21 protein-coding genes are annotated in these 24,067 nt (G+C 43.0%); 5 read left to right on the top strand and 16 right to left on the bottom strand.

Annotation, left to right across the window (positions count from 1 at the left end; translation table 11 throughout):
* The first annotated feature begins 25 nt into the window (after positions 1-25).
* Entirely contained in the window at positions 26-175 is a 150-nt protein-coding gene (gene rpmG / locus FD17_RS07860) for a 50S ribosomal protein L33 (RefSeq protein WP_057825350.1), read from the top strand.
* A gap of 50 nt (positions 176-225) precedes the next feature.
* On the opposite strand, the gene FD17_RS07855 is transcribed toward rpmG, so the two are convergent.
* Entirely contained in the window at positions 226-1,017 is a 792-nt protein-coding gene (locus tag FD17_RS07855) for a MurR/RpiR family transcriptional regulator (RefSeq protein WP_057825348.1), read from the bottom strand.
* A 9-nt stretch (positions 1,018-1,026) separates the two neighbouring features.
* Entirely contained in the window at positions 1,027-2,115 is a 1,089-nt protein-coding gene (gene aguA, locus FD17_RS07850) for an agmatine deiminase (protein WP_057825346.1), read from the bottom strand.
* Between the two features lie 155 nt (positions 2,116-2,270).
* On the opposite strand from aguA (FD17_RS07850), the gene FD17_RS07845 reads away from it, so the two are divergent.
* Together FD17_RS07845 and FD17_RS07840 are read left to right on the top strand one after the other, a co-directional pair.
* Positions 2,271-3,077: a hypothetical protein gene (locus tag FD17_RS07845; RefSeq protein ID WP_057825344.1), complete on the top strand. Its 807-nt coding sequence runs from the start codon at positions 2,271-2,273 to the stop codon at positions 3,075-3,077.
* A 14-nt stretch (positions 3,078-3,091) separates the two neighbouring features.
* Positions 3,092-3,937, top strand: a complete 846-nt coding sequence (locus FD17_RS07840) for a hypothetical protein (protein WP_057825343.1) — start codon at positions 3,092-3,094, stop codon at positions 3,935-3,937.
* A gap of 153 nt (positions 3,938-4,090) precedes the next feature.
* Here the strand turns inward: FD17_RS07840 and arcC are convergent, their stop codons facing one another.
* The 13 genes from arcC to FD17_RS07770 form a co-directional block, all read right to left on the bottom strand.
* Entirely contained in the window at positions 4,091-5,050 is a 960-nt protein-coding gene (arcC, locus tag FD17_RS07835) for a carbamate kinase (RefSeq protein WP_057825342.1), read from the bottom strand.
* Positions 5,051-5,061: 11 nt separating this feature from the next.
* A complete protein-coding gene (gene aguA / locus FD17_RS07830; RefSeq protein WP_057825340.1) occupies positions 5,062-6,159 on the bottom strand; it encodes an agmatine deiminase in 1,098 nt (365 codons plus the stop codon).
* 25 nt (positions 6,160-6,184) lie between these two features.
* Entirely contained in the window at positions 6,185-7,600 is a 1,416-nt protein-coding gene (locus FD17_RS07825) for an APC family permease (RefSeq protein WP_057825338.1), read from the bottom strand.
* Positions 7,601-7,636: 36 nt separating this feature from the next.
* A complete protein-coding gene (gene ptcA, locus FD17_RS07820; protein WP_057825336.1) occupies positions 7,637-8,671 on the bottom strand; it encodes a putrescine carbamoyltransferase in 1,035 nt (344 codons plus the stop codon).
* A 661-nt stretch (positions 8,672-9,332) separates the two neighbouring features.
* Positions 9,333-10,028: an ABC transporter ATP-binding protein gene (locus tag FD17_RS07810; RefSeq protein ID WP_057825332.1), complete on the bottom strand. Its 696-nt coding sequence runs from the start codon at positions 10,026-10,028 to the stop codon at positions 9,333-9,335.
* A gap of 2 nt (positions 10,029-10,030) precedes the next feature.
* Complete coding sequence (locus FD17_RS07805; RefSeq protein WP_057825330.1) at positions 10,031-11,095, bottom strand: ABC transporter permease; 1,065 nt, start codon at positions 11,093-11,095, stop codon at positions 10,031-10,033.
* Complete coding sequence (locus FD17_RS07800) at positions 11,095-11,619, bottom strand: TetR/AcrR family transcriptional regulator (protein ID WP_057825328.1); 525 nt, start codon at positions 11,617-11,619, stop codon at positions 11,095-11,097. Before FD17_RS07800 ends, FD17_RS07805 begins: the two co-directional genes overlap by 1 nt.
* Positions 11,620-11,751: 132 nt before the next feature.
* On the bottom strand, positions 11,752-12,813 hold the full coding sequence (locus tag FD17_RS07795; RefSeq protein ID WP_057825325.1) for a hypothetical protein: 1,062 nt from the start codon (positions 12,811-12,813) through the stop codon (positions 11,752-11,754).
* Between the two features lie 84 nt (positions 12,814-12,897).
* Positions 12,898-14,010 carry a hypothetical protein gene (locus FD17_RS07790; RefSeq protein WP_057825323.1) on the bottom strand — a complete coding sequence of 371 codons (1,113 nt, stop codon included), beginning with the start codon at positions 14,008-14,010 and terminating at the stop codon, positions 12,898-12,900.
* A 310-nt stretch (positions 14,011-14,320) separates the two neighbouring features.
* Positions 14,321-16,888: an FtsX-like permease family protein gene (locus FD17_RS07785; RefSeq protein WP_057825319.1), complete on the bottom strand. Its 2,568-nt coding sequence runs from the start codon at positions 16,886-16,888 to the stop codon at positions 14,321-14,323.
* 12 nt (positions 16,889-16,900) lie between these two features.
* Positions 16,901-17,383, bottom strand: a complete 483-nt coding sequence (locus FD17_RS07780; RefSeq protein ID WP_057825317.1) for a glutathione peroxidase — start codon at positions 17,381-17,383, stop codon at positions 16,901-16,903.
* Between the two features lie 91 nt (positions 17,384-17,474).
* Entirely contained in the window at positions 17,475-19,133 is a 1,659-nt protein-coding gene (locus FD17_RS07775; RefSeq protein WP_057825315.1) for a peptide ABC transporter substrate-binding protein, read from the bottom strand.
* A gap of 202 nt (positions 19,134-19,335) precedes the next feature.
* Positions 19,336-21,126, bottom strand: coding sequence for an ABC transporter ATP-binding protein (locus FD17_RS07770; RefSeq protein WP_057825313.1), 1,791 nt, complete (start codon positions 21,124-21,126; stop codon positions 19,336-19,338).
* 172 nt (positions 21,127-21,298) lie between these two features.
* Between FD17_RS07770 and FD17_RS07765 the strand changes: the two genes are divergently transcribed.
* The gene (locus FD17_RS07765; protein ID WP_057825310.1) at positions 21,299-21,628 is read left to right on the top strand and encodes a hypothetical protein; all 330 of its coding nucleotides are present in this window, start codon (positions 21,299-21,301) and stop codon (positions 21,626-21,628) included.
* A gap of 380 nt (positions 21,629-22,008) precedes the next feature.
* Here the strand turns inward: FD17_RS07765 and FD17_RS07755 are convergent, their stop codons facing one another.
* Positions 22,009-23,046 (bottom strand): lipoate--protein ligase, encoded by a 1,038-nt coding sequence (locus tag FD17_RS07755; protein ID WP_057825305.1) that lies wholly within the window; start codon positions 23,044-23,046, stop codon positions 22,009-22,011.
* 326 nt (positions 23,047-23,372) lie between these two features.
* On the opposite strand from FD17_RS07755, the gene FD17_RS07750 reads away from it, so the two are divergent.
* Positions 23,373-23,840 carry a hypothetical protein gene (locus FD17_RS07750; protein WP_057825302.1) on the top strand — a complete coding sequence of 156 codons (468 nt, stop codon included), beginning with the start codon at positions 23,373-23,375 and terminating at the stop codon, positions 23,838-23,840.
* Positions 23,841-24,067 lie beyond the last annotated feature (227 nt).

The following is a 24,067-nucleotide window of genomic DNA, read 5'->3' as shown; positions in this document are numbered from 1 at the left end:
ATTTTCGAACTAGGAGGGAACATTCATGAGAATTCACGTTGTTATGCGTAACAAGGAAACCGGCGAAGAATACTTAACTTCTAAGAACCGTCGGAACAACCCTGACCGCTTAAAGTTAACAAAGTATTCACCAAAACTGCGTAAGCGCGTTTTGTTTGAAGAAAAGAAGAACTAAAGAGTTTCAAATAAGCCCAAGCAACTGACATTAATCAGTTGTTTGGGCTTTTATTTTGCTTTCTTTGATTTTTCATATTCCATAAATTGATACAGCACCAACTCCATTATCACAATTAACGACACGTGGGAGGTCATATCGACTCCACTGACTTGAAGTTCATCAGTAAATAAATAGAGATTTTCATCGCTCATATTTTGAATGGTGTTGTTATTTGCACCGGTAATCGACACCAGCATCGCATAATTCTTTTTGCTTTGGAGATTTTGGATAATTTGAATTAATTCGTCGTCTTCACCTTCATAATCAAAAACAAAGATAATATCATCATGCTGGACATTCCGGTATGCCAGCCGCCGCTGCTCGTGGTTCTTCGGGAATATGACAACAAATCCGTTCAGCGTATACAGATACTCAATGTATTCGGCAGAATATTTACTGAATCCTTTGGCAAAGAAATACAGCTTCGGCCGGCGATCCAACACGTGACAGATATTCAACAATTTTCGTTCATCCAAAACCCGGACAGTTTCTTCAATGTTTTTGAGGTACTCATTGCGGTATTGGGCCTGTTCCTGAACGAATGGTTCTTCTTGATTATCCTGAGTGTCACTGTTCAAAACGGTATATTTGATCACCGTACTGAACTCACTATATCCTGAAAAGCCAATCTTCCGAACAAAGCGTAGGAAGGTTGTCGTTGATACGTAGCAGGCTGCGGCCAGTTCCCGGATGCTTTTATTTTGAATCTTATCCATATTCTTAATGACATAATCAAGCAATCCGTACTCATTTTTATTCAGTTTTTCCACGTATGGTTTAATAATCTCAAAAAAGTTCATGGGGATCCTCTAATCCGGCACGCCAAGGACAATAGAGTGGATGTCCCCGCCACCAAGCAGTAATTCTCGTGCATACACGGGTTCAATGGTTCTGTCTGGGAAGATGGCCTGGTATTGTTTGATCGCTGCTTCATCGTTTGGATCACCAAAGACTGGCAGGATAACCGCGCCGTTGGCCAGGTAGCAGTTAATGTAAGTTGCCATCAGCCGATCACCTTCGTATCGTGGCAAACGCCCGTTAACCGGGTCAACCCCTTCGCTTTCCTCTTGGGTAATTTGGAGTGGTTTCGGCATTTGAACTTTATGAACCTTTAGTTTTCGACTACGGGCATCGGTTGAATTCAAAAGGATTGCCAGTGCCTCATGACTAATTTTATACATTGGATCAGATTGGTCCTCGGTCCAAGTCAAAGCCACTTCAGCTGGTCGGACAAAGTTAACCATGTTATCAACATCACCGTTGGTTTCATCCATAAAATAGCCTTGTTCCAGCCAGATGATTTTGGTGACGTTGAGGTATTTTTTGAAAATTGCTTCGACCTTCGCCTTATCAATCTGACCATTCCGGCCTTCCGAAAGAACCGATTCCTCTGTGGCAATCAGCGTTCCTTCACCGTCTGTCTGATAGGCCGACCCCTCCAGCACGAAGTCAACATCATAATGATCGAAGTGATCCAAATCACTGACTTTTCCGGAAACCAAATTATCTTGATCCCATGGAAAATACAGCCCATCAACCAAGCCGCCCCAAGCGTTGAACTGCCAGCTGACGGTTCGAATATCATTTTGATCGTTGACCAGATAAGTCGGGCCAACATCCCTCATCCAAGCATCGTTGTAACTCATTTCAACCACTCGCACCGATCCCGGCAGTGTGTGGATGGCGTGCTCGTATTGTTTCTGTGAGGTCAGCATGGTCACCGGTTCATACTGACTGATCTTGGCAGCCACTTCGGCAAAGACTTTCTGGGCCGGTTTAGCGCCGTCACGCCAGTTATCGGTCCGCTCAGGCCACATCATGTACGCCTGCTGATGGCGGTGCCATTCAGGTGCGACGCTGTAATTATCCTGTTGTGGAGTTGTGTTCTTAATTTCCATAATTTACCTCGATATTTCCTTGCTCAATAATAACATTTAATTTGTGAAAGCACTAACATTCGCATCATACATACATTCATGCTAGCCACGTTTATCACTTTTACTAAACTTCAAGTGATACAATGAGATTAACTCATGAAAAGAGGCCAACACCATTGAAATCAACTCACATCATCGGTCTAACGATTACTTCAGGATTTGCGTTCTTGTTAGCTGGCGCTGCGGTTCCAGCGCACGCCACAGTTGTTAAAAACAGCTTTTTGAAAACAACCCGGACAATCCGGACAACCAACAGCAAGAAACAGGTCAAACTCACCATTCCCAAGAATACTGTTGTTCAAGCTGCCGGGGTCAAATGGTCCGGTCATCATAAATACGTCTATATCAATGCCGACCAGTTGAGTTATCATCTCAGAAAACCGCTGCTCAGTACCAAGAGTACCAGTAATTTCAGCAGGTGGCTCCGCGTCAGCCACACAAATTTCCAACAAATCAAAAAACCAGTCTATTTATCATATTACAATACAAATGTTCACAATCCGCTCACTAAAGGTACGACTTATCACACCAAGGCAGATTTGTGGAAGGGACACGCCCTGCCAGTCGATTACCAGTCACAAAGCGGCATCCGACTCAGAGTCACAACGGATGGTTATCTGGAATACTTTGCCAGTTCACCATACGTTTACGAAACATCGGCCAAACCCTCTGATACAGCCAAAGTGATCGGTGCCACTTATCTGGACGGGCTCAACCAGGATATTATGACATTTAATTCGTCATTTTCGGCCCTGCCATTTAAAAAATCTGGAAACCAGTACACACTAACAATTAGCGAGCAAGGTCAATGGTCCACCACAGCCACTCCCAACGAAGACAATCTGAAATCACTCAACCTACAGAAAATTTCGAAGGTTGAAGATCAAGAATGGTACTGGCGTTACCAGACAATTAACTATTAGGAGAGGACGTTAACATGAAATTAAACCCATTTATCAAATATCTCATCGGTTCACTATCACTGCTTGTGTTTGGAACGGTGACGGCCCAATCGGCGTCAGCCAAAACCCACTATCTGACTAACGTGCCAGACTATTCATTTTTGGAAACAAAACGCACCATCCATACCACCAATGACTACTTCAATGATGTGAAAATCACTATTCCCAAAGGGACGATTTTTCAAGCAACCGGTGTGTCGATTGGTGTGAAAACCGGTCACCCATTCTTAAGCATCGATCTGAATGGTCTCAGCTGGCATCTTAGAAAAATTGTCATTGATTCCAAACACGATCAACAATCTACCGCTAGTCTTTGGCTAACAACTGCCAATTTCAAAAGAGTGAGGACCCCAAGCTATTTGGCATATTACCAAGCAACCAAAAGATTTCCTGCCAGCTATCGGGGGACTCTGCATCAAGGTGATAAATATCCGCAAGACGATAGCGATGTGACAGCAAAGTCCAATGAAGTCCGGGTCACAAATGACGGTTACTTGGAATACACTGAAAACGCGTCTGTCCAAGCAACCAAACAAATCAAACCTCAATATTCAGTCAAAGTACAACGGACAATTAAAAAAGGCAACAATACGTACCTTTACACTGCTTCCAACATCCCGGCCATTCCAAGTACCCATATTCGTTCAACCGGTAAATATCAATATCGATTTAAATTTATCAACACAAATCAGCACCTTGTGACGACGAATCCTTCGATGAGCAACCCAGACGTTTTTGGCGATATGACTGTCGTTGTCCGTTATTATATTGGCAACACTCAAACAAAATACTATTTGTGTACACAATTCATTTCTAAGTAATTAACGGGAGTATGAAGAAAGGCGGGTTTGCTTCCGCCAGGTAAGATATGCGTTATTCGGACGTCGTCAGAACACATTCTGACTATATAACAGTATCAATGTAAAGGAGCCGTGAACAAAATATTAGTTTTGTCACGACTCCATCTTTTTGATTTATTTTACTGCTGCCGGAACTGGATTCTTTACAATGGTGGTTCCTTCGTTGCCTTCAATAATCTCTTGAACGTCTTCCAAATCACCAATTACAACCGGATTGCCGGTATTGCGGACAAATGCGACCGCAGCTTGGACCTTTGGCATCATGCTGCCTTTGGCGAACTCATTGGCATCGATGTGTTGTTGAATATCGTCAATGCCGACTTCTTTGAGTTCAACCTGATCAGGTTTGCCGTAGTTATAGTAAACCCCACCGGCAGAAGTCAGGATGATCAGCTTGTCAGCGTCAATCAATTGGGCAATCTTTGAAGCACTGAAATCTTTGTCGATTACAGCTTCTTTGCCAACCAGTCGATTGCCTTTGCGGACAACCGGGATTCCGCCGCCACCGGAAACGATTGGGATAATCCCCGCGTCAACAACCTTCTTGATTGCAGTATATTCGTTGATTTCCAAAGGCTTAGGGGATGGAACCACCCGTCGGTATCCACGGCCGGAATCTTCGATAATAACCCAGTCTGGGTGCATCGACTTTAATTCAGATAATTCGGATTCTTTGTAGAAGGGGCCAATGGGCTTTGAAGGATTCTCAAATGCCGGATCATTTTCGTCGACAATTGTCTGAGTGACGATGGCCATGACGTCTCTATCAATGCCAAGATCAAGAAGTTCTTCTTTCATGGCATTCTGGAACCAGTAGCCGATACTGCCCTGAGTCATTGCCCCGCAAGTATCAAGCGGCATAGCCGGATTGGTTTCGCTGTCGGCAGCATTCTGCTGAAGCAAGAGGTTGCCGACTTGAGGCCCATTTCCATGGGTGATAATTAATTGATCACCATTTTTGATAAATTTTACCAATTCTTTGGCAGTCTTCTTAACTGCCTTCATTTGAGCTTCGGCTGAGGCATCCTTTGACAGGATGGCATTTCCACCTAAAGCGACAACAATTTTAGCCATTAAGTTTCCTCCTATCTGCCGGATGGCACTTGTTGGGTGATGCAGTGAACGTTTCCGCCGCCTAATAAAATCTCACGAGCAGGAACGCCGACAATTTTACGATCGGGATATAAGCGCTGCAGGGTTTCTTCAGCTTTTGCATCATTTGGATCGCCAAAGGTTGGGAAGATAATCCCGCCATTTGCGGTGTAATAGTTCACGTAGCTGGCTGCCAAACGATCGCCTTCCTGACGAGGCAAAGTGCCGTCAACAGCGTCAACGCCTTCGCTTTCTTCCTTAGTGATTGTAACCGGCTTTGGTACATAGAGCTTTTCAACTTGAATCTTTCGACCCCGGGCATCAGTGGCGTTGCTTAAAATATCATAGTTTTCTTTTGAAATTTCATATTGGGGATCATTCTTGTCGTCGGTCCAGGCAAGGGCAACAACACCGGGCTTTACAAAGTTCGCAATATTATCAACGTGGCCGTTGGTTTCATCCAAATAGATTCCGCGTTTAAGCCAGATAACCTTATCCAAATTGAGATATTCCTTGAGGACATTTTCAATCTGTTCTTTTGATAATTGTGAGTTACGGCCGTCTGAAAGCAGACATTCTTCAGTAGTGATCAAGGTTCCCTCACCATCAACGTGAATTGAACCACCCTCCAAGATAAAGTCATCCAACCGGTAACGGTCCGCATGCTCTAATTCAGTCACTTTTTGAGCAACCCGGTCATCCTTATCCCATGGGAAGTAAAGACCATCTACCAGTCCACCCCAGGCATTGAATGTCCAGTCAACACCACGGACATCGCCGTCATCATTGACAACAAACGTTGGGCCACAGTCACGGATCCATGAATCGTCGCTGGAAATTTCAACCACTTCAACATCGTCCGGTAACATGTGACGGGCATTTGCATATTGGGCGTCAGAAACACCGACAGTGACTTGTTCGAATTGAGAAATTGCTTTGGCAACATTGACAAATGTGTGTTGAGCCGGCTTAGCGCCATTTCGCCAATTGTCCGGGCGTTCCGGCCAGAGAATGTAGACACCCTTGTGGTGTTCAAACTCGCCAGGCATCCTGAAACCGTCTTTTTTAGGTGATGATTGTAAAGTTTTCATCGTATTTTGCTCCTCTTAATAGTCGTTAGCTTTTACTTAGGATTTCTTCTGTGTGGTGACTGCTCGCCTTTTCTTTTCTCTTCAAAGGGTGATGCTTTTCAGCAGCTCTGATACAGATTTCGCCCAGTAAAATGGTGATAATTGTGCCAATCAAAATTGGAATCTTGGTATTCAATTCTTCGGCACTGCCATTAAGTGGGAATGCTGAAAGAATGGTGGTGATTGCAAGTAAAGCAACCGGAATCCAGGTCATCAGGTTGATCATTAAATGGTTGCCGGGAACTTTGAATGGCCGTTCAGTGTCTGGATCGACTTTCCGCAGCTTCCAGAATGACGGGAACATCAACAGATATGATCCCAACAATGCAACGACGTTCAGTGAGAAGAATGCCCAGAAAATGTTTTGATTAGGAATCAGTGGTGAAATAACCACAAGGATTGCGGCAATTCCGCCATTTAACAAGTTGGCACCGGTTGGCATCCCGGTCTTTTTGCTTTCAATCCCAAAGACTTTTGGCAAATCATGGTTCTTAGCTGCATATGAAGCAACGTAGTTCACGCCGGCCGACCAGGAAATCAAGTTGGCAGCTAAAGTATACATGAACAGGACTGCAATCAGGATAACGAACCAATTGTTACCGCCAATTAATAATAGAATACTTTCCATTAAACCACTTGAAGTGGATAATTGGCTGCTTGGAATCGCAACACCCATGCCGAATGCGGCAAAGACATAGAAGACTGCGATCAAGACACCGCCCCAGATAATCGCTTGGGGAATTTGTTTCTTAGGGTTTGGCATTTCACTGGCCATTGAAGTCACCACTTCAAATCCCAAGAAGTTAAACAGAATAACTGAGATGTAGCCAAGGCTCTTGACGTCCATCTGTGGAAGCATTGTTTTTACGGTAAAGTTACTTGCAACACCCTTGGTCATTGCGACATAGATTCCCAGTGCGCCCAAACTGACCATGATGATAACCTTGGCAATTGCAGCAAGGTTCAAAATCCATTTACTGTCCGCAACCGGATATGACGAAATTAAAGTCACAATTCCAATGAAGACCAGCTGGATCAAGACGTTGGTCCAGGTGCCAAAGTGAGTCGGGAAGACTTGGCCAATTACGCCTGTAAACAATACCGCCAAACTGGCCATCCAAATTGGAAAGTTAATCCAGTACAGCCACGCTGCCCGACCACCCCAACGGCGGCCAAAGGCTTTTCTGACCCAGTCATAGATCCCACCATCTTCATCATAGGTGGTTCCCAGCTCTGCGGATATCAATCCATAAGGCAGGAAGAAGAATACTAACAGAATCCCCCACCAGAAGAATTGCGAAGGGCCAATTGCGGCTGCCGGTGCAACTGATTCAACCACCAGAACAACGACCACCGACATCAGCACAGCATCAAATAATCTAAATTTTTTCTCTTTTTGCATTTCTTTCACCTTCACAAATCAGTCTGAACGACACGATTAATGGGTCGTATCGTCAACTAGGTTTAAAATCATTGATTTCAATTTAGGATCGTTGAGATCGTCCAATTGTTTTTCGGTGTAGTTCATTCGTGGTGCCATCAGGTAAACCAGCAGTGATCTCATGGCAGTCAAACGATTTTCGGCTTCATCCCATGCAATTGAGTGTGGTGAATCGATCACGCTGTCGGTTACTTCTTCACCACGGTTGGCTGGCAAGCAGTGCATAAACATTGTGTGGCTGGTTCCCTTACTCATCAGGTCATCGTTAACCTGGTACTTAGGATAGAAGATCTTCATTCTTTCGTCGTATGAAAGTGGTGCTTCGTACAAGCCGTACCATACATCGGTATAGACAAAGTCGGCATCCTTCATTGCGGCATCAGCATCTTCGGTAATTTCAACACTACCACCGGATAATTCAGCATTCTTTTTGCCGATTGCCAGGGTTTCTGGTTTGATTTGGTAACCCTTTGGTCCGAATTGAACGAACTTCATTCCCATCTTTGACGCGATGAACATGAGTGATACACAAACTTGAGTTGCATCCCCGACAAAGACCACCTTACAATCGCTTAACTTCTTACCTGCAGGTAAATTTTCTGCCATGGTAATGATGTCGCCGATTTCTTGAGTTGGATGATTGTAATCGCTCATTCCGTTAAGAACCGGAACAGTTGCGGATTCAGCAAGTTTCTCAACAGTTGAATGCTTGGCAACCCGTGCCATTAAGATGTCCACCAGCCGGGAAAGCACGATTGCGGTGTCGCCCAGGGATTCGCTTTCAGCTGAACCCAAGTGAATTTGACCTGGTGCCAGATACTGTGCATGACCACCAAGTTGGGTCATGGCTGTTTCAAATGAAACCCGGGTCCGGGTTGATGATTCTTCAAAAATCATTCCCAAAGTTCTGTGTGATAATAAATCAGGATAGTTGCCGTTTTTAATGTCGCGTTTGATTTGTAAGCCCAAGTTGATCAAATATTGAATTTCTTCTCGTGTGTATGTGTTGGTATCGATAAAGTCGCGTTTCATAATTAGCATCTCCTATAATTTGTTTGTCGTGTGTTCCAAGAAATTCTCGAGTATTTCTTTACGTCTCTAAATATAACGGATGTAAGCGCTAAAATATATAGGTTGAGGCTTGATAGACCGCGACAGAACAACGATGTACTTTGTTCCACCTTTGTTAACAGGTTCCACGATGTTGATGTATAAACGTTTTACTTACGTTTTGAATAAAAAATCCTTGGACGATGGATTAAATGATTTATCCATCGTTCAAGGATTTGATGTTGATTTGTGAAGCAAACCATAGCGATCCTGGAATGCGATCGCCTTTTGTTCTCCTACCAAAAAGTCATTATACAAGCCGATGCATCTCCGGTATCATTAAAGAGCTGACCTGTTTCTTTGAAACCAAGAGAGGTGGTGATTATTTGTCTTCATTGTTGGCACAAATGATAGTTGCAATTTTAGCGGGAATCGTTGTGGCATTATTCAGCAGCTGGTTAAATCATCGCTAGAAAAACAACCAAAATATATGAAAAAGGGAACCCGGGCATGGGTTCCCTTTTTGATTATTTGTCTTCATTGCACATGTTTATTATGCCACGAAATAAGATTAGACGTCAATAACTATTATTCAGAATTAAAAAGCAAATGCACGCCTTAATGTCTTGCCCTTAAGCTAATATTAACGGTCCAACACATGTTCCTTATCCTTCAAGCTGATCTTGCCGTCTAAAATTTCATATGTCTTATCGGCAAAGTCCAAGAGCCGCAGATCATGAGTTACCACGACCACCGCTTTATTTCTGGTTTCAGCCAAGTCTTTAAACAGCTTACCCACTTCTGCAACTTTTTGACTATCCAGTGCTGCTGTTGGTTCATCGGCCAAGACAATGTCCGGATCGGCATACAATGCTCTGGCAATTGCCACCCGTTGAGTTTGACCACCGGAAAGTTCGCCGGGGAATTTGTTAATCAGTTCAGAAATGCCAAGCTGTTCAAGCAGGCCCTTCAAGCCTTCTTTGCTTAGATTTCCTTGATGCTTGACCTTATCGACAAAGTCGAATTGTTCTTTGACTTTCAGGTATGGAACCAAATTGTACGATTGAAGAACGAAACCGACCTGGTTCAATCTTAATTTATCCCGCTGAGCTTTGGACAGATTTTCGACAGAATTCCCTTCGACTTCAACAGAACCGGAAGTTGGTGTCTGCAGGCCACCGGCAATCGTTAAGAAAGTACTTTTACCAGATCCGGATGGACCGACAACCAGGATTAATTGACCACGGTCCGCTGCAAAATTGACATCCTTCAAAACGTGGACCTTGCTGATGCCTGATCCAAAGTATTTATTAATATTCTTTAATTCAATAACTGCCATAATTAACCTCCAATTACACTGACGGGGTCAACGGTGGCAATTTTCCGAGCCGGAATTGCCGCACCAATGACACCCATAATCATCAAGCCGATTGAAATCCAAATGAGCACTGGAATATTGAACGCCATCGGGACTCCCACCGGCAGCATCCAACCAGTCAATGCCGCTAATGCAGCTCCAATTAGCACACCTGAGGCCATCAGGACCAGTGATTGGCTGGTAATTGTGGACACAAGGGCTTTGGCCGGAATTCCCTGTGCTCTCAATACAGCGTATGTTGGCAGCGCCTGCATCGTCAAAATGTACAGGAATACCGCGATCAGAACCAGTGAAATAATCATCAGGAATCCAATCATAAAGCCAAAGGTTGTATTTTCAGCTGAATACCCGGGTAATTTCGAAATGAATTTATCCATGGAATACGTCTTCAAATGTGAACTGTGAGCCTTATAATTGGCATTTTTAGATACAATCGCGCTTCCGGTAACTGCCGCGTTTGGCATCCCCCGCAGATATTTCCAAGTGGAGACTGTTCCATAAGCCACAGGGGCCACGTTTAACTTGGCATTCTTGGTGAAGCCAACGATCTGATATTTATCCTTGAATGAATTCAACGTCACTTTGTCGCCCAACTTGTAGCCATCGGTCTTAAACTTTTCATCAACGACAATTTGGTGATTGTTCCTAGCTTTGTGGCCGGCCGTCAACTTCAAATCTTTAATAATAAATTGTGACTTCCGGGCACCAATGAATGATGCAGAAATTTTCTCTTTGCCTTTATGCTTGGCAACGACTGGGGTTGAGCCGATAACCGCCTCTTTGGACGTCAGCTTGGCATCCTTTGCCTGATCCTTGGTGATGATCGATTGGGTCAAGCTGATATTAGAATCCTTGTTCAACACAATACTCTTGGCATCCCAGGAATTGATTGCCTGGGTATTTTCACCGGCGAGTCCAAATGCCAGACTGGTCAGAATAAAGATTAAGTATGCGATTAAGACGATCATTGAAACGATCAAACCATAACGCAATTTTTCATGGCGAATTTCTTTTAATGCTAAATACATTATGCGTGCTCCTTTCCTGCTAACAAGTTCAATGCGTCTGAAAGATGATTCATTACCCTGGCCTGAGAATCCGGATTGATGATAATTTGTTTGATTGCCTCATGGCTCAAAATCATGGTTGCCCACTCAGGTGCGGTGACCGTTGCGGGATCAACACTCCCTTGCGAAATCAACGATTCGTTTTTCATTAAATGCATCTTAATCAAGCCAAAATATTCACTGTCACGGGCGCCTTGAACGAATGCCTTGACCTGATCAAGATAAAACTGAGGTTGAAATTGGCCTCCCGTTTCATTATTAATCTCACTATGAATATCGCGCATTGCAACGCCATATAAATATTTGTACGCATCGGTCAGATCGTCAAAGTACTTATAAAAAGCTCCCCGGGCAATCCCGGCAGTTTTCACAATGGGGGCAACTTGGGCGGTTGCCAGTGGTTCCGATGAAAATTCTTTGAGCAGTGCCCGTCGAATCTTGGTCTGCTTTTCATCGCTTAAATTATTAAAAGTTGTCGATACCATTTTCTCCTCCTTGAGTGACACTGTGTCATTAACTTATGAACTGAGTATAAATCATCAGTGACATCGTGTCAACAATTTAATTAAAAAACCGCAAAACTGCCAACAACGGCGGTTCTACGGTTAGTTATTTGTTTAATATCTGGTTGTTGATCTCAATAGTTCAGGGTTTCGATTCGACAATAGCATTGCATGCCCGGTGGAATCAAAAATCATACTTTCAAATTCCCGATGTGAATTAAACCGAGTGTATTTGATGTCACTTGGACGCAGACTCCCGCGACCATTCAGCTTTCGAGCTGGAAGGGTTTGGATTGAGTCATCTGAAACCAGGTACAGCCGGCCATTATGTGGGTTATATCCCATTGCCTGTTGATGAGTCCCGGTCTGCTTTCTGAGCATTTGCTTAGCCAGTCGAACTCGAATCGAGTGACTGCCCAGGCGGCCCTTATAAATCTTGACATGGCCGCTGGAAATTCCCCACCAGTATGCATTGCCGGAATTATCAAACGTCAGGTCATGTCCTGCAGGAACCATGGCGCCACGATTGTTCATATGGAACTTGATGGCTTTGTTTGGCTTCAATGAAGACATACTGATTCGTTGAATCGTTGACCAGGCAGTCGGCTTCATATCGGCGCGATCACGCCACATCCAGATGGAATGCTGCTTCTTGTTGTAAGCCAAAGATTGGCCATGACCAACATCAAACATCGGACCGACTTTCATGCCAGCAGTCTTCTTGTTCAATGAGTTTTGAGCCTTGCTTAAACTCATGTGATCCAAGGTGCTCTTATTATAGCGAACGATGAATCCTTTGCCATGGAATTGATGTGGCGCATACAAGACAAATAAATATTTGCCCGCCAATGCTGCCGCTTGAGGATTTGTCACATCACGGCTGGATTTTCCCAATGCCATATGTGTTGCTGGTAACAGATACTTAGTCTTCAAAGTCCACTTGGTACCGCGCACACTCTTAATAGTCTCGCTGCCGCTTGGATTCTTGGACCAGCCGTAATTTCCGGCCTTAACAAACTGAACTTTGCTGTTGTTCAAGATCCGTAAACTCGAACCTGAATACTGGCTAATTGCATTACTGTGCTGAACGATCATTGAAGCATCAGCCGTCCCAGCAAACGATGTACTCAACAAAACTGCCGTAGCAATTCCCACAGACAACTTACCAAATTTCATAGTACCCCTCCAGATATCTCATTAATTTGATATATTACATAACATTATTGTACATCTTAATAGCCAAAAGGGAATACCAAGTTTTTAATAAGGTCGATCTGCCTGCAAAACTTCGGGACAGTGGTTGACCAACAAATTACCTCTTGAAGAACCATCATAAGCAATCCCTTCAAATTCTCGTTTGGGACCAAACTGTGTCCATTCAAAACTACGATTGGTCAAATGACCATGACCCTTCAGCTTTTTAGCTGGAAAGCTGGCGATGGATGCATCGGACATCATCAATAAACGCTTGCGTATCGGGTTATAACCCATACTTTGGATCCGGGTTCCCGGCAAATGTTTCAGCACTTGATGGGTTAGACGGAAATGAACTGAGCGGTGATGGATCTTTCCTTTAAAGATATAGGCACCCCATCCTGGAAATGACCAGAAGTAGGCATTGCCCGAACGATCGAAGGTTAAATCATGGCCGCCGGGAACAGATAGCCCATGACTGCGTAACCGGAATCGAATGGAGTAATCTGGTCTGAGACTGGATGCTTTGATATGTTGAATGTACCCCCAATTACTGACAGGAACTCGGGGTGCTTTTTCCTTATCACGCCACATGTATAAACCGTGATTTTTCCAATTGTACGCCAATGATTGGCCATGGCCGGTCGTAAAGATTGGCCCAGCTTTGATATATTTATGGATTTGTTTTTGAGTCTTGGAATATTTGCCGTGGTGCTTATGATAAGCGTCCCGCAACTGTTTTGGATGCAGTCTAATTCCCATGGCATCCAACTTTTTAATATTAAATCTGACAATTCTGCCTTTATTTTTCAAGTTGGTTGGACAATAGACGATATACATGTAACTTTTGCCGTTCATTGCAATCGACTGAGGGTTCCCCCATCGTTGACCGTTCTTACCGGGCAGAGGCAAAATGTATCGGGTGTGGAATTTGACCTTTTTGCCGCGGGTTGATGCAATTTCATGTTCAATACCGGTGTGGGCAACGTGATAATACTCTTTAGGTACCTTGACATAGTGAACTCGATAATTGTTTAACTTACGCAGCTTTCCTTTATGCAGTGCCGATGAACGTTGATGATAAACGTGATATTTGGCGTGGGCATCAATCGGCCCTTTGCCAATCATAAATAATGCCAAAAATAAGACAACACAAATACATGTCTTAATGAACCTCATACAATTCCCCCTCAGAAATTAATGATTCTTAAGATTTCGTAAAGTTCCGAATACATCAATATTAGACTTTTTAGTAACAAAAGTAAATGTAAATTATATGTAAACAGTAATAATTAAATGGTGCCAGGGTATCAAACCAAAACATCTTATGTTTGTCCCAACAATCTTTATTGTAATAGGTCAAACCACTCATCGTCTAATTTTAAGTTTGAAATCAAATTAAACACTGCCATTGGCTGATACAAAAAATACCCACAGCCAAATTGATGGTTGCGGGTATGCCGAATAGTTAAATTTTAAAGGGATTTGGCTATTCTTGAGATGATAACGAATCAAGCATATTAATATTTTTCAATTTATAATGGGTGATCACACCAACTGCCAGGCTGAAGCAGGCAGTCAAAACCGCCGACCAGATGTATCCCGGATAATGAACGGTCAGCGGGAATAAAATGGCACCAGTCTGGGCCTTGATCATGATGAAGTGATGGAGAACCAACCCGATGAACCAGCCGAATACAATCCCGGCCAGAGTCAAAACCACATTTTCCCGCGCAACATATGCGGTCACTTCATTATCATAGAAACCAAGCACTTTAATCGTCGACAATTCCCGCATTCGCTCAGAGATATTGACGTTGGTCAGGTTGTACAAAACCACCAAACCAAGCGCTGCGGATAATGCAATGAAAATGAGGACGACTGAGCTCAAGCCAACCGTTCCCAATGCACTCCCAGCATACCTTGGATAGGTGACGTTCAAGACACCGGACTGCTTCAGCAGGTTTCGGCTGGTTTGTTGGCGATCACCTGTCGAGACACTCTTAAGCTTGAGCAACCGTGAATTGGCTGAATACTTCGTTGAGGATACTTTGTTAAAATACTTGGAGGTTAGATACATATAATGGCCGGCATAATTTTTAGTAACGGCTGCCACCCTGACCTTGAACAGCTTGTTACCAAGCTTGGTGGAAAGAATCGTCCCCTTCTTGGCATTCATATCGGTAGCCAGTTTCTCCGTGATGATCACGCCTGAGTTGGTTAACTTTTCATTTTGATTGGTTTTACTGTTTTTTAATGAAACATATTGTTCAAAATCAGCCGATGATTTTGGTGCAACCATCGTTACCGTGGCGTTACGTTTGGTTCCTTTTGTCGGTGAAACGGTAATTGACTGAACCATGGCTGACTTTTGAGATTTAATGTTTTTATCATCAATCTGTTTGTTGGCATCCGATAAGGTCACAATTCCCTGATAGTGCTGAACCTGATTAAATTGATCGGGAATCAAATCATTAACCGAATCACGAATTCCAAATCCGGCCAGCATCAACCCGGTACACCCGGCAATCCCGACAATCGTCATAATCATCCGAGTCTTGTACCGGAACAAGTTTCGATAGCTGACCTTTTGGTTGAAGTTCATTCGGTTCCAGAGTGGCTTAATGCGTTCCATCAGGATTCGTTTGCCGGCTTTTGGTGCCCGTTCACGCATCAATTCAGTAGGCTTTTCCCGGAGATTGATAATCAACACAACTGCAGCACTTCCCAGTGTCGCGACCAACCCGGCGATTACCGCTTCAACAATGAACGCCCAGGGAATGACCCCATGATACTGAGTTAGGTTATTATTACTGAGCATGCTGAAGATGAATTTAGGCAGCGTCATCGTTCCCAAAATACCACCTGCAATCGATCCTAACACCCCTGCCAGAACTGAGTAGATAACGTATTTCATGGAGATAAACCCTTTAGTATAACCGAGAGCCCGCATCAAACCGATTTCGCGCCGGTTTTTTTCAATCATTCTGGAAATTGTCGTGAAGGTAATTAGGACCGCAATAAACAAGAAGAAACCAGGGAAGATAACGGCAATTGCCGCAATACTCTTAGATTCATCAAAGTAATCCTGATAGCCGACGTTGGCAGTTCGATCATTATACATATAGATTGCCCGAGGAGTTTGTTGAAGTTCTTTTCGGGCTTCCTGCAGTTCGGTAATACCTGCCGTGAGTTTCTTGGCGGCAGCTTTTGTCGTTGCACTTTGATATTGAGCTGGTACGGCTTGCAGCTGTTTAGCTTGTTTCTGCAGCTTAGCCAATTGGCGATTAATCTTAGAGAGCGCCGTTCCCGTTAGCTCTGTTCGCCGCTGGGTTGGTCGGGCTTTCAATTTACTTTCCAACTGTTCCTGATCATGATTGACACGTTGATTATACGCACTGGTCCCGGCGGTTAAGTCAGCAGTGTTATCGAATCGCACCGCAATCGTGGCGAACGCTTTTTGGTCAAATGCCTGTTCTGGTGTGTAGGCAAAATAGTCCACCTCGCCACTGCCAACGTTGGTCGTCCCACGATCGGTTGAACTGACGAATAACGGTGAGTTGACAAAGCCGACAATTTTAAACGATTTGGACTTTAACCCATCCGTTTTGGGCAGCGTATATGTTTGCCCCAATCGATAACCGTCTGATTTGGCTTTAGAATCCAAGACAATTTGATTATTCATGGTTGGTAAATGGCCGGAGACAACTTTGAGTTTGTTAAGTTTGGCTGCTTTTGAGTAGGAATAGACTTGAACAACTTGATTCTGTGACTTCTTGATTGTCACCATGTGACTTGCTTCAGCGGTTTGGACATTGTCATCACTTTTGACCAAATTCAAATCTTTCTTGGTCAGTCCCAAAGTCGACGTTACATTCAGATTACCCAAATTCTGCTGGGCAAAATACCGGTCGGCTGAGTTGTCCAAATCAGGGCCGGTTGCCCGAATTCCAACGTATAGTAATGATCCCAACAGGATGATCAGGACAATCGAAATAAACTTACCCCAAGAGTAAGTTATTTCACGAATTGTTGCTTTAAAATAGGTCGAATTCAACTTCCCACCTTCCTACAAAATGGCTTTGGAATGAAGTGCTGTATAAATGGCTTCTTCCATTGCTTCCGGCTTAGTGATCGGGGCAAATCGATGAATCAATTTACCATCTTTACCAATCAAAAACTTTGTATAATTCCACTTAATCTTGCCATGGCCGGATTCTTCCTTGAGGTGAGCAAACAGCGGATCCTGATCATCGCCATTGACAGCTACTCGTTTAGTCATCGGAAATGTAACCCCATAATGTAGGCGGCAGTATTCGTCTGTTTCCTGGTCATTGCCAAGCTCTTGATGGAATTGGTTCGAAGGCAATCCGAGAATTACCAGTCCCTCGTCCTTATACTTTTTGTACAGCTCTTCCAAGCCTTCAAGCTGAGGGGCCAGACCACACTTGCTGGCAGTATTCACAACAATAACAACCTTATCCTTAAAATCGCTCAAATCAATTGTCTTACCGCTCATTTCAGTCTCTTGGTAGTCATAAATTGTCTTCATTGTTAGTCACCCGTTTTTCTGTATTTACGTTAAGTGTAAACTAAAAGGCTCAAAAACAAAACTGGTTTTGTTTTTGAGCCTTTTAGGGTACTTATTTAGATACGTACATCCCTTTTAAGTTAAATGATAGTCCAGCACTGTTGTAAACAATACCTTTAACCTTTGGATTTCTCATCTGCGGAATGGTTGCTTGATACAGCGGTGCTACACCTTGATCAGACATAATCACTCTCGACGCATCAATCATATCCTGCCAACGCTTGTTTGGATTGGTTGCATCCGTTGAAGCAGATTGCTTAACCAACTTGTCGTAACTCTTGTTGGTCCAACCACCTTCATTAAACGTATTATTTGACTGCAATACCTGCAGGAAGGTGTATGGATCAGAATAGTCGGCACCCCAATTTGAAACAAAGAAATCAAATTGATGATGAGTTTGACGTTGAATCAGAGCTTTCAGTGGAACTGAAGAAACATCAATTTTCAAGTTTGGAAGAATTTTTTCCAGCTGTCCTTGAACGTAAGCAGCTGAATGTTTAGCCGCGGTACTGTCACCACAGAGCACTTCCAAATGAAGCGACTTTTTATTGAGTTCTTTTAAAGCCTGCTTGTATTTTGTCTTGGCTTTGGTTGGGTTATATTCAAGCCCAGTATCTCCCTGCTTGGCTTCTTTGGTAAAATCTTCACCGGTTTTAGGGTTGTTTGCCAATCCTTGGGTTACAAATCCCTGGGCTGGAGCCGATCCATCTGCCAAGACATTTTTGGTAAATGACTTTCGGTCCATCGCATACGAAAACGCCTGACGCAAAGCCCTGTTTTTAAATGCCGGGCGAGTTCTTTGGTTGAATTCAAGATAGAAAATTCGTGAATCTTTCAAAAGATGCATGTCTTTATTCTTCAATTCATTTTTCACTTGTGACCCAGATAATGTGGCTACATCCAATTGATTTCCTTGATACATGTTGTACATCGTTGAAGGGTCTTTAACGACTTGATCTTTTATCTTGGCCAAATATACATGCTTCTTGTCCCAATAATTTTTGTTTGCAGTCAGCGTCCACTTCTCATTGGTACCAGTCCAGCCATTCATCTTGAATGGTCCATCGAAGACCATCTTTGAAGAAGATGTTCCGTAAGCCTTACCATATTTCTCAACGGCTTTTTGATTTTGAGGGAAGAATAATGGGAAAGCCATCAAGAGTTTAAAGTACGGGATTGGCCGCTCAAGGGTTACTTGGAGTTTATTATCGCTAAGAGCCTTCACTCCCAACGCGCTTGGTTTTGCCTTGTTGGCCTGAATTTTATTGGCGTTCTTAATTCCATCAAAAATATAACCATACTGTGAAGCCGTTTTTGGATTAATGGTTCGTTTCCAACTATATTCAAAATCATGTGCCGTGACTGGATCACCATTACTCCACTTGGCGTTCTTCCGGAGATTAAATGTATAAACCTTGCCATTTGGTGATTCGCTCATCTTTGTTGCAATTCCTGGCAGCAGTTTGTGGTTCTTGCCTAATCTGAACAATCCCTCGTTTGTGTTACCAACCATTGTGATATCAATAGGCTGTGTTAGCTTCGATGGATCCAAAGTTGTTAAGTCTTCCGTCTCCGACCAATTGACGACCTGTTTGGCAGCCATGTTGGCCGTCAGATTACCAGAATTCTCTGCAGATTCTTTCTTGCCACACCCCGACAATAATAAAACGATAGCCGCACAGCCACCGATAAAGTACCCAACTTTTTTCATCTTGAACCTCCATGCGAGTTCTCTCATTGTATAAAAATTCATCTCATTTGTTGATTAAAGCATAAAGGTATATTTCACGGGTGTCAATGTCGAAAACTAATAATATGGGAATCTTGTGAGTTCCCCCCTTAAACCAATACTTTTTATGGGATCTAAAAAACAGCAATGAGTTTGACATTCATTGCTGCAATTTTTACATCATCTATTCAAATTGAGCTTCATAAAGCTGCTTATAATACCCATCTTCATTCATCAATTCATCATGAGTCCCCCGCTCGACAATCTTGCCATCATCGACGACCAGAATCTGATCGGCATTATGAATAGTCGACAACCTGTGAGCGATCACCAGTGACGTCCTTTGTTCCATCAAGTTTTCCAAAGCATGCTGGATCGTCTTTTCGGATTCATTATCCAACGAGGCAGTCGCTTCATCGAGAACGACAATCTGGGCGTCCTTCAGCAAAGCTCTGGCAATCGCAATCCGCTGCTTTTGGCCACCGGATAACCGAATTCCTCGTTCACCAACCTGGGTTTTCAGTTGATTAGGCAGGCCCTTGATGAAATCATCAATGTCCGCCAACTTGGCAACTTTCCATAACTGGTCTTCGGTGGCACCCGGCGTTCCATAGCGGATATTATCGGCAATGGTTCCGTCAATAATGAAGATATCTTGAGAAACGATGGCGATATTTTGCCGCAGCGACTTCAATCTGATGTGCTTAATTGGAATGCCATCAAAGTAAATCTGACCGCTGTTAACGTCGTACAATCGATCCAATAAATCAGTAATGGTCGATTTGCCGGCACCGGAATGGCCCACCAATGCTGTCTGCTTACCGAATGGAATGTCAAAACTAACATCTTGAATGGCTGCTTTGTGTGGTGACTGCGGTTCGTCCGACGCATATGAGAAAGTCACATGATCGAACTTTACCCCGGACTTGATCTGTGGGAACGAAACGGCGTCCTTCTCGTCAACAATTTCCGGCTTCAAGCCCATAATGCTGACAATTCGGCCATAAGAAACCAACGATTGCTGGAACTGATTTAACAGTCTCGAGAAGGCACTGATTGGACTTTGCAGGATGCCGACATAACTCAAGTAGGCAACTAGCTGCCCGACTGTCAGCTGATTTTTGAACACAAATAATGTTCCCAAAAAAAGCACGATTGCTGTTCCCAAATACTCAATGAAAGTAACCAATGGCGAGAAGATTGCCTGGTTGCGGGTTGCTTCAATAATGTTGTCTTTGTTCATGTTAGCTAGTTTGTCAAAACGATGTGACTCCAAGTCTTCGGTCGTGTAACTCTTGATCAACTGGATTTGAGTCAGTGTATTTTGCAGCTGATTGGTCATCAGTGCCTGTGACTGCCGAGCCTTTCGATACGATTCCCGAATCCGGGTTCTAAAAATCCGGACAGCTAAGAAAATCAGTGGGAACGTCAAGCTAACTGCCAAAGCCATTTCCCAGTTAACAAAGAATACAAACCCCAGAACCCCGACAAACGTGAAGATACTGCCGATCAACGACAGCATGTTTGGTGAGATCAGGTTCTGCAGATTATTAATGTCAGAAGTCAGCCGGACCATCAAATCTCCGGTTTTACTGGATTCAAAGAAATGCGTATCCAGTCTGATCAGATATTGATAGAGCTGATTTCTCAGATTAGTAATGGCCCCTTGGCTCATCACCCCCATGTAATAGGTGGAAACGTATGTGAAGATCCCAGAAATTGTGACGGTCAGCAGCAGCAATCCCACGACAATTGCCAACTGAGCAGTACTCTTATTTGGAATAACGTGGTCAATGATATATTGATTAAATTGTGGCAGTAAAAAGTCCATCAACGATAGAATGGTCAGGACAACAACGTTCACGATCAGGATCCACGGCCGCTTAAGAACCGTTCCGAACACAAATTTGAACATCCCCATCATCGTCACGCCGGCCTGAATCTCATCGTTGTCTTGGCTTGGTGCCTGCTTCATATGCTCACCCCCGGTAACTTGTCGAATTACTTATGACGGTATATTATTCCACGAATGAGCAGGTAAGGTCAACGGATTAGCTTGCCCTTTTATATGGGGTTGAACTGTATTCAAACAAATTCATGATATGATGAGGATGCGTAGTTAAGTGAGCTCTTAATGAGGTGGTAACATGAAAAATATTAAAACTAAAAGATCAGGTGACGACATTACCGTAACTGTTCCAAAATCGTTCAATATCAGTTCTGGTGTGTCTTTTGAACCAATTCTGACGCCAACTGGAATTTTCTATAAGTTTGCAGATAAGGACGACTTTTGGGATTTTGATGCAGATATTCTCACCGATTTGATTAATCAAGGGTACAAAGGTGTTGAATTAGTAAAACAATTCAAGCAATCCAAGAAAAGCATTTCATCTGCCATTCCAAAATTGGCTGAAGAAGCTAAGCAAACCGCCCAGAAAACGACAAAAAGAGAATTTGAAAGAGAAATTGGCCTCTAGTTAATTGTTAATAGGATTTGCGGAGAAGGTGACATTCATGAATAAAAAGGAAAGGCTGATTATGGCCTTCTCAATCGTTATTGGGTATGTATCGGCGCAGTACTTGATGCAAACTTTTATTAAAATTCAGAATTCCACGCCCATTCCAACCCAGCTGGTCAACTTGGTCATATTTCTATTAATTGGCTATCCACTTTTTCTTTTAATCAACACATTGTTGAAATGGTTTTTTCGTAATATCAGTAATAAATAATAATAACGGGCTCTCTGCTAAGTTTGTAAAATACTTAGTGGAAAGCCCGTTATTTGTTGTTAATGGTAGTTCTTAGATGATTGATTGAATTTTTTGTAAAAAGTGATAGATTCTTTGCCAAATAATTCTAACTAATCTTGGTCTTCTCCAACAACAAGTCCGCCAACTCATCAGCCGAAATGTCCCCAAGATTGCCTTTAATATCAACTTTATTTAATGCAGCGACCAAAGCATCCTTGGTAAGTTCAACCCCATTCAAAGCTTTTTCAATCACTGAAATATCACCACCAGTGATAAAGTCACCGTAAATCTTAATATCAGAGATTGTATTGCCACTCAATGAATAGTTAAAACTGACCGTTCCGATGTCATAATGCTTGGATACATAGTAGTCAAAACCAGGATTCTTTCCGTAGTTCCACTCGTCGGTATCATACTTGCCCTTCAAACGCTCATCAATGATTGACCAGTCGTGATCATTCAAATGATAGGTTTCGATGTCATCCAATGATTTGGCGTTGAACAACCGCAGCAACAAAGCCTTCTTAAAGCCCTCAATATCCAAGTTCTGGAATTCTGGTTTCAAGAATGGCTTAACGTTGGTAACTCGGCTTTCAACAGATTTAACCCCTTTGGATTCCAACTTGTCCTTTTCGGGAGTCAGAACCTTGGTGGCGACATCCATTGCCAAATCAAACATCAACGTTCCGCCGGCCGCATATGACTTGCCGACCTTAAACATCGTCATCCCTGAAAACTTCTGATTGCCAATCACCATATCGTTTCGACCGCGCATCTCGGCATCGGTTGCCCCCATGTCATGCAGGGCATCAATGATTGGTTGGGCAAAGTATTTAAAATCACCAAAGTGCTCATCATCATTAATCACAATATTTTCAAAAATAATATTGCCATAATCGTGGTAGACCGCCCCACCACCGGAAGTCCGTCGAACCAGCTTAATGCCTTTTTCCTTCAAATAAGGCATGTTGACTTCGGCATAGGCATTCTGGTTAACGCCGACAATGACTGCCGGTTGGTTGACATACATAATCAACCCGTGGCCGGGGAGCTTCAAATCATTTACAAGATAATTATCCAACGACTGATTCACAATCGGATCATAGACAGGCTTGCCATTTCTTGATGTATCAATAAAGAACATAGATGAACCTTCTTTCATACGACTAGTTCTGGAACCGTTACCATTATGATAGAACGAAAGCTGGCGAATGTATACGCCATCCGTCAATTAGTGAATTTTTTATGAAGATTGTGAAGATTTTGTGACCGTTCTGTGAAGGATGTCTGAACTTATGGGTTAAGTGGTTGTGGAAATAATCCTATACGCTTAAGGTTGAAATAACATTTTATTCATATTCAAAATCTGATGATGACACAAACTGACAATGAGGTGATCGTTCTTATGGTAAAAAAATTTCATCTTCACACTGGCCAATAAAATTTTGGACTGGTTGGTTTCTATTTATCATGCTTCTGATCGTTCTTTCCTACGAAAAAGGCTTGCTGAACGTTCATGCAACGGTTCTCAACACAATGTCCTTGGAAACCATCAGCACTAGTATATTCACAACTCTAAAAATCCTGTTGGTGTATTTGGCAACATCTATCATCCCAATTCGGTGGCTATATGTTATCCCAACGCCTTTTTTTATCTCGACCTTTGATTTGTATTTTCTTCAACTAATCTTCAACATTTTCCATGGGACGCTTCTGATAACCGCAGTGTCTGCGGTACTGACAATCGCATTTATCGGCATTATCTATGAATTATCTGTTATCAATGTCCAAACAGTTGATAATTTGAAATACCAGCAGTTTGACCATTTTATCAGTCGCTGGTGGCACTCTTTAATTTCAACAATCAAGCCAAAATGGAAGCTTCTAGTGATCCTCGCCATTTCATACGTGGTTGTTTTGTCGATTACAAAATCATAATTATGTGGCAATAAAGGTGGTAACTCAACGTTTGAGAAATCTGACACATTTAACTAAAAGGGAAATCTCACAACAAATTCAATCCGAAATTTTCTATTTTGTACTATTCGTACTCATGGCCCTTTGCTTTTTCACATCATGGGCCCAATATTCTGCGTACAAAAACGATTCAAATGATTTAATTCAAACCCAACAAGCCTATAAAGAATCAATTGCCAGGGGTGATC

Source organism: Lentilactobacillus sunkii DSM 19904 (assembly GCF_001435575.1).
Lineage (GTDB): Bacteria > Bacillota > Bacilli > Lactobacillales > Lactobacillaceae > Lentilactobacillus > Lentilactobacillus sunkii.
The sequence above is the reverse complement of the archived record's forward strand: the minus strand, read 5'-3'. Positions and strand labels throughout refer to the sequence as shown.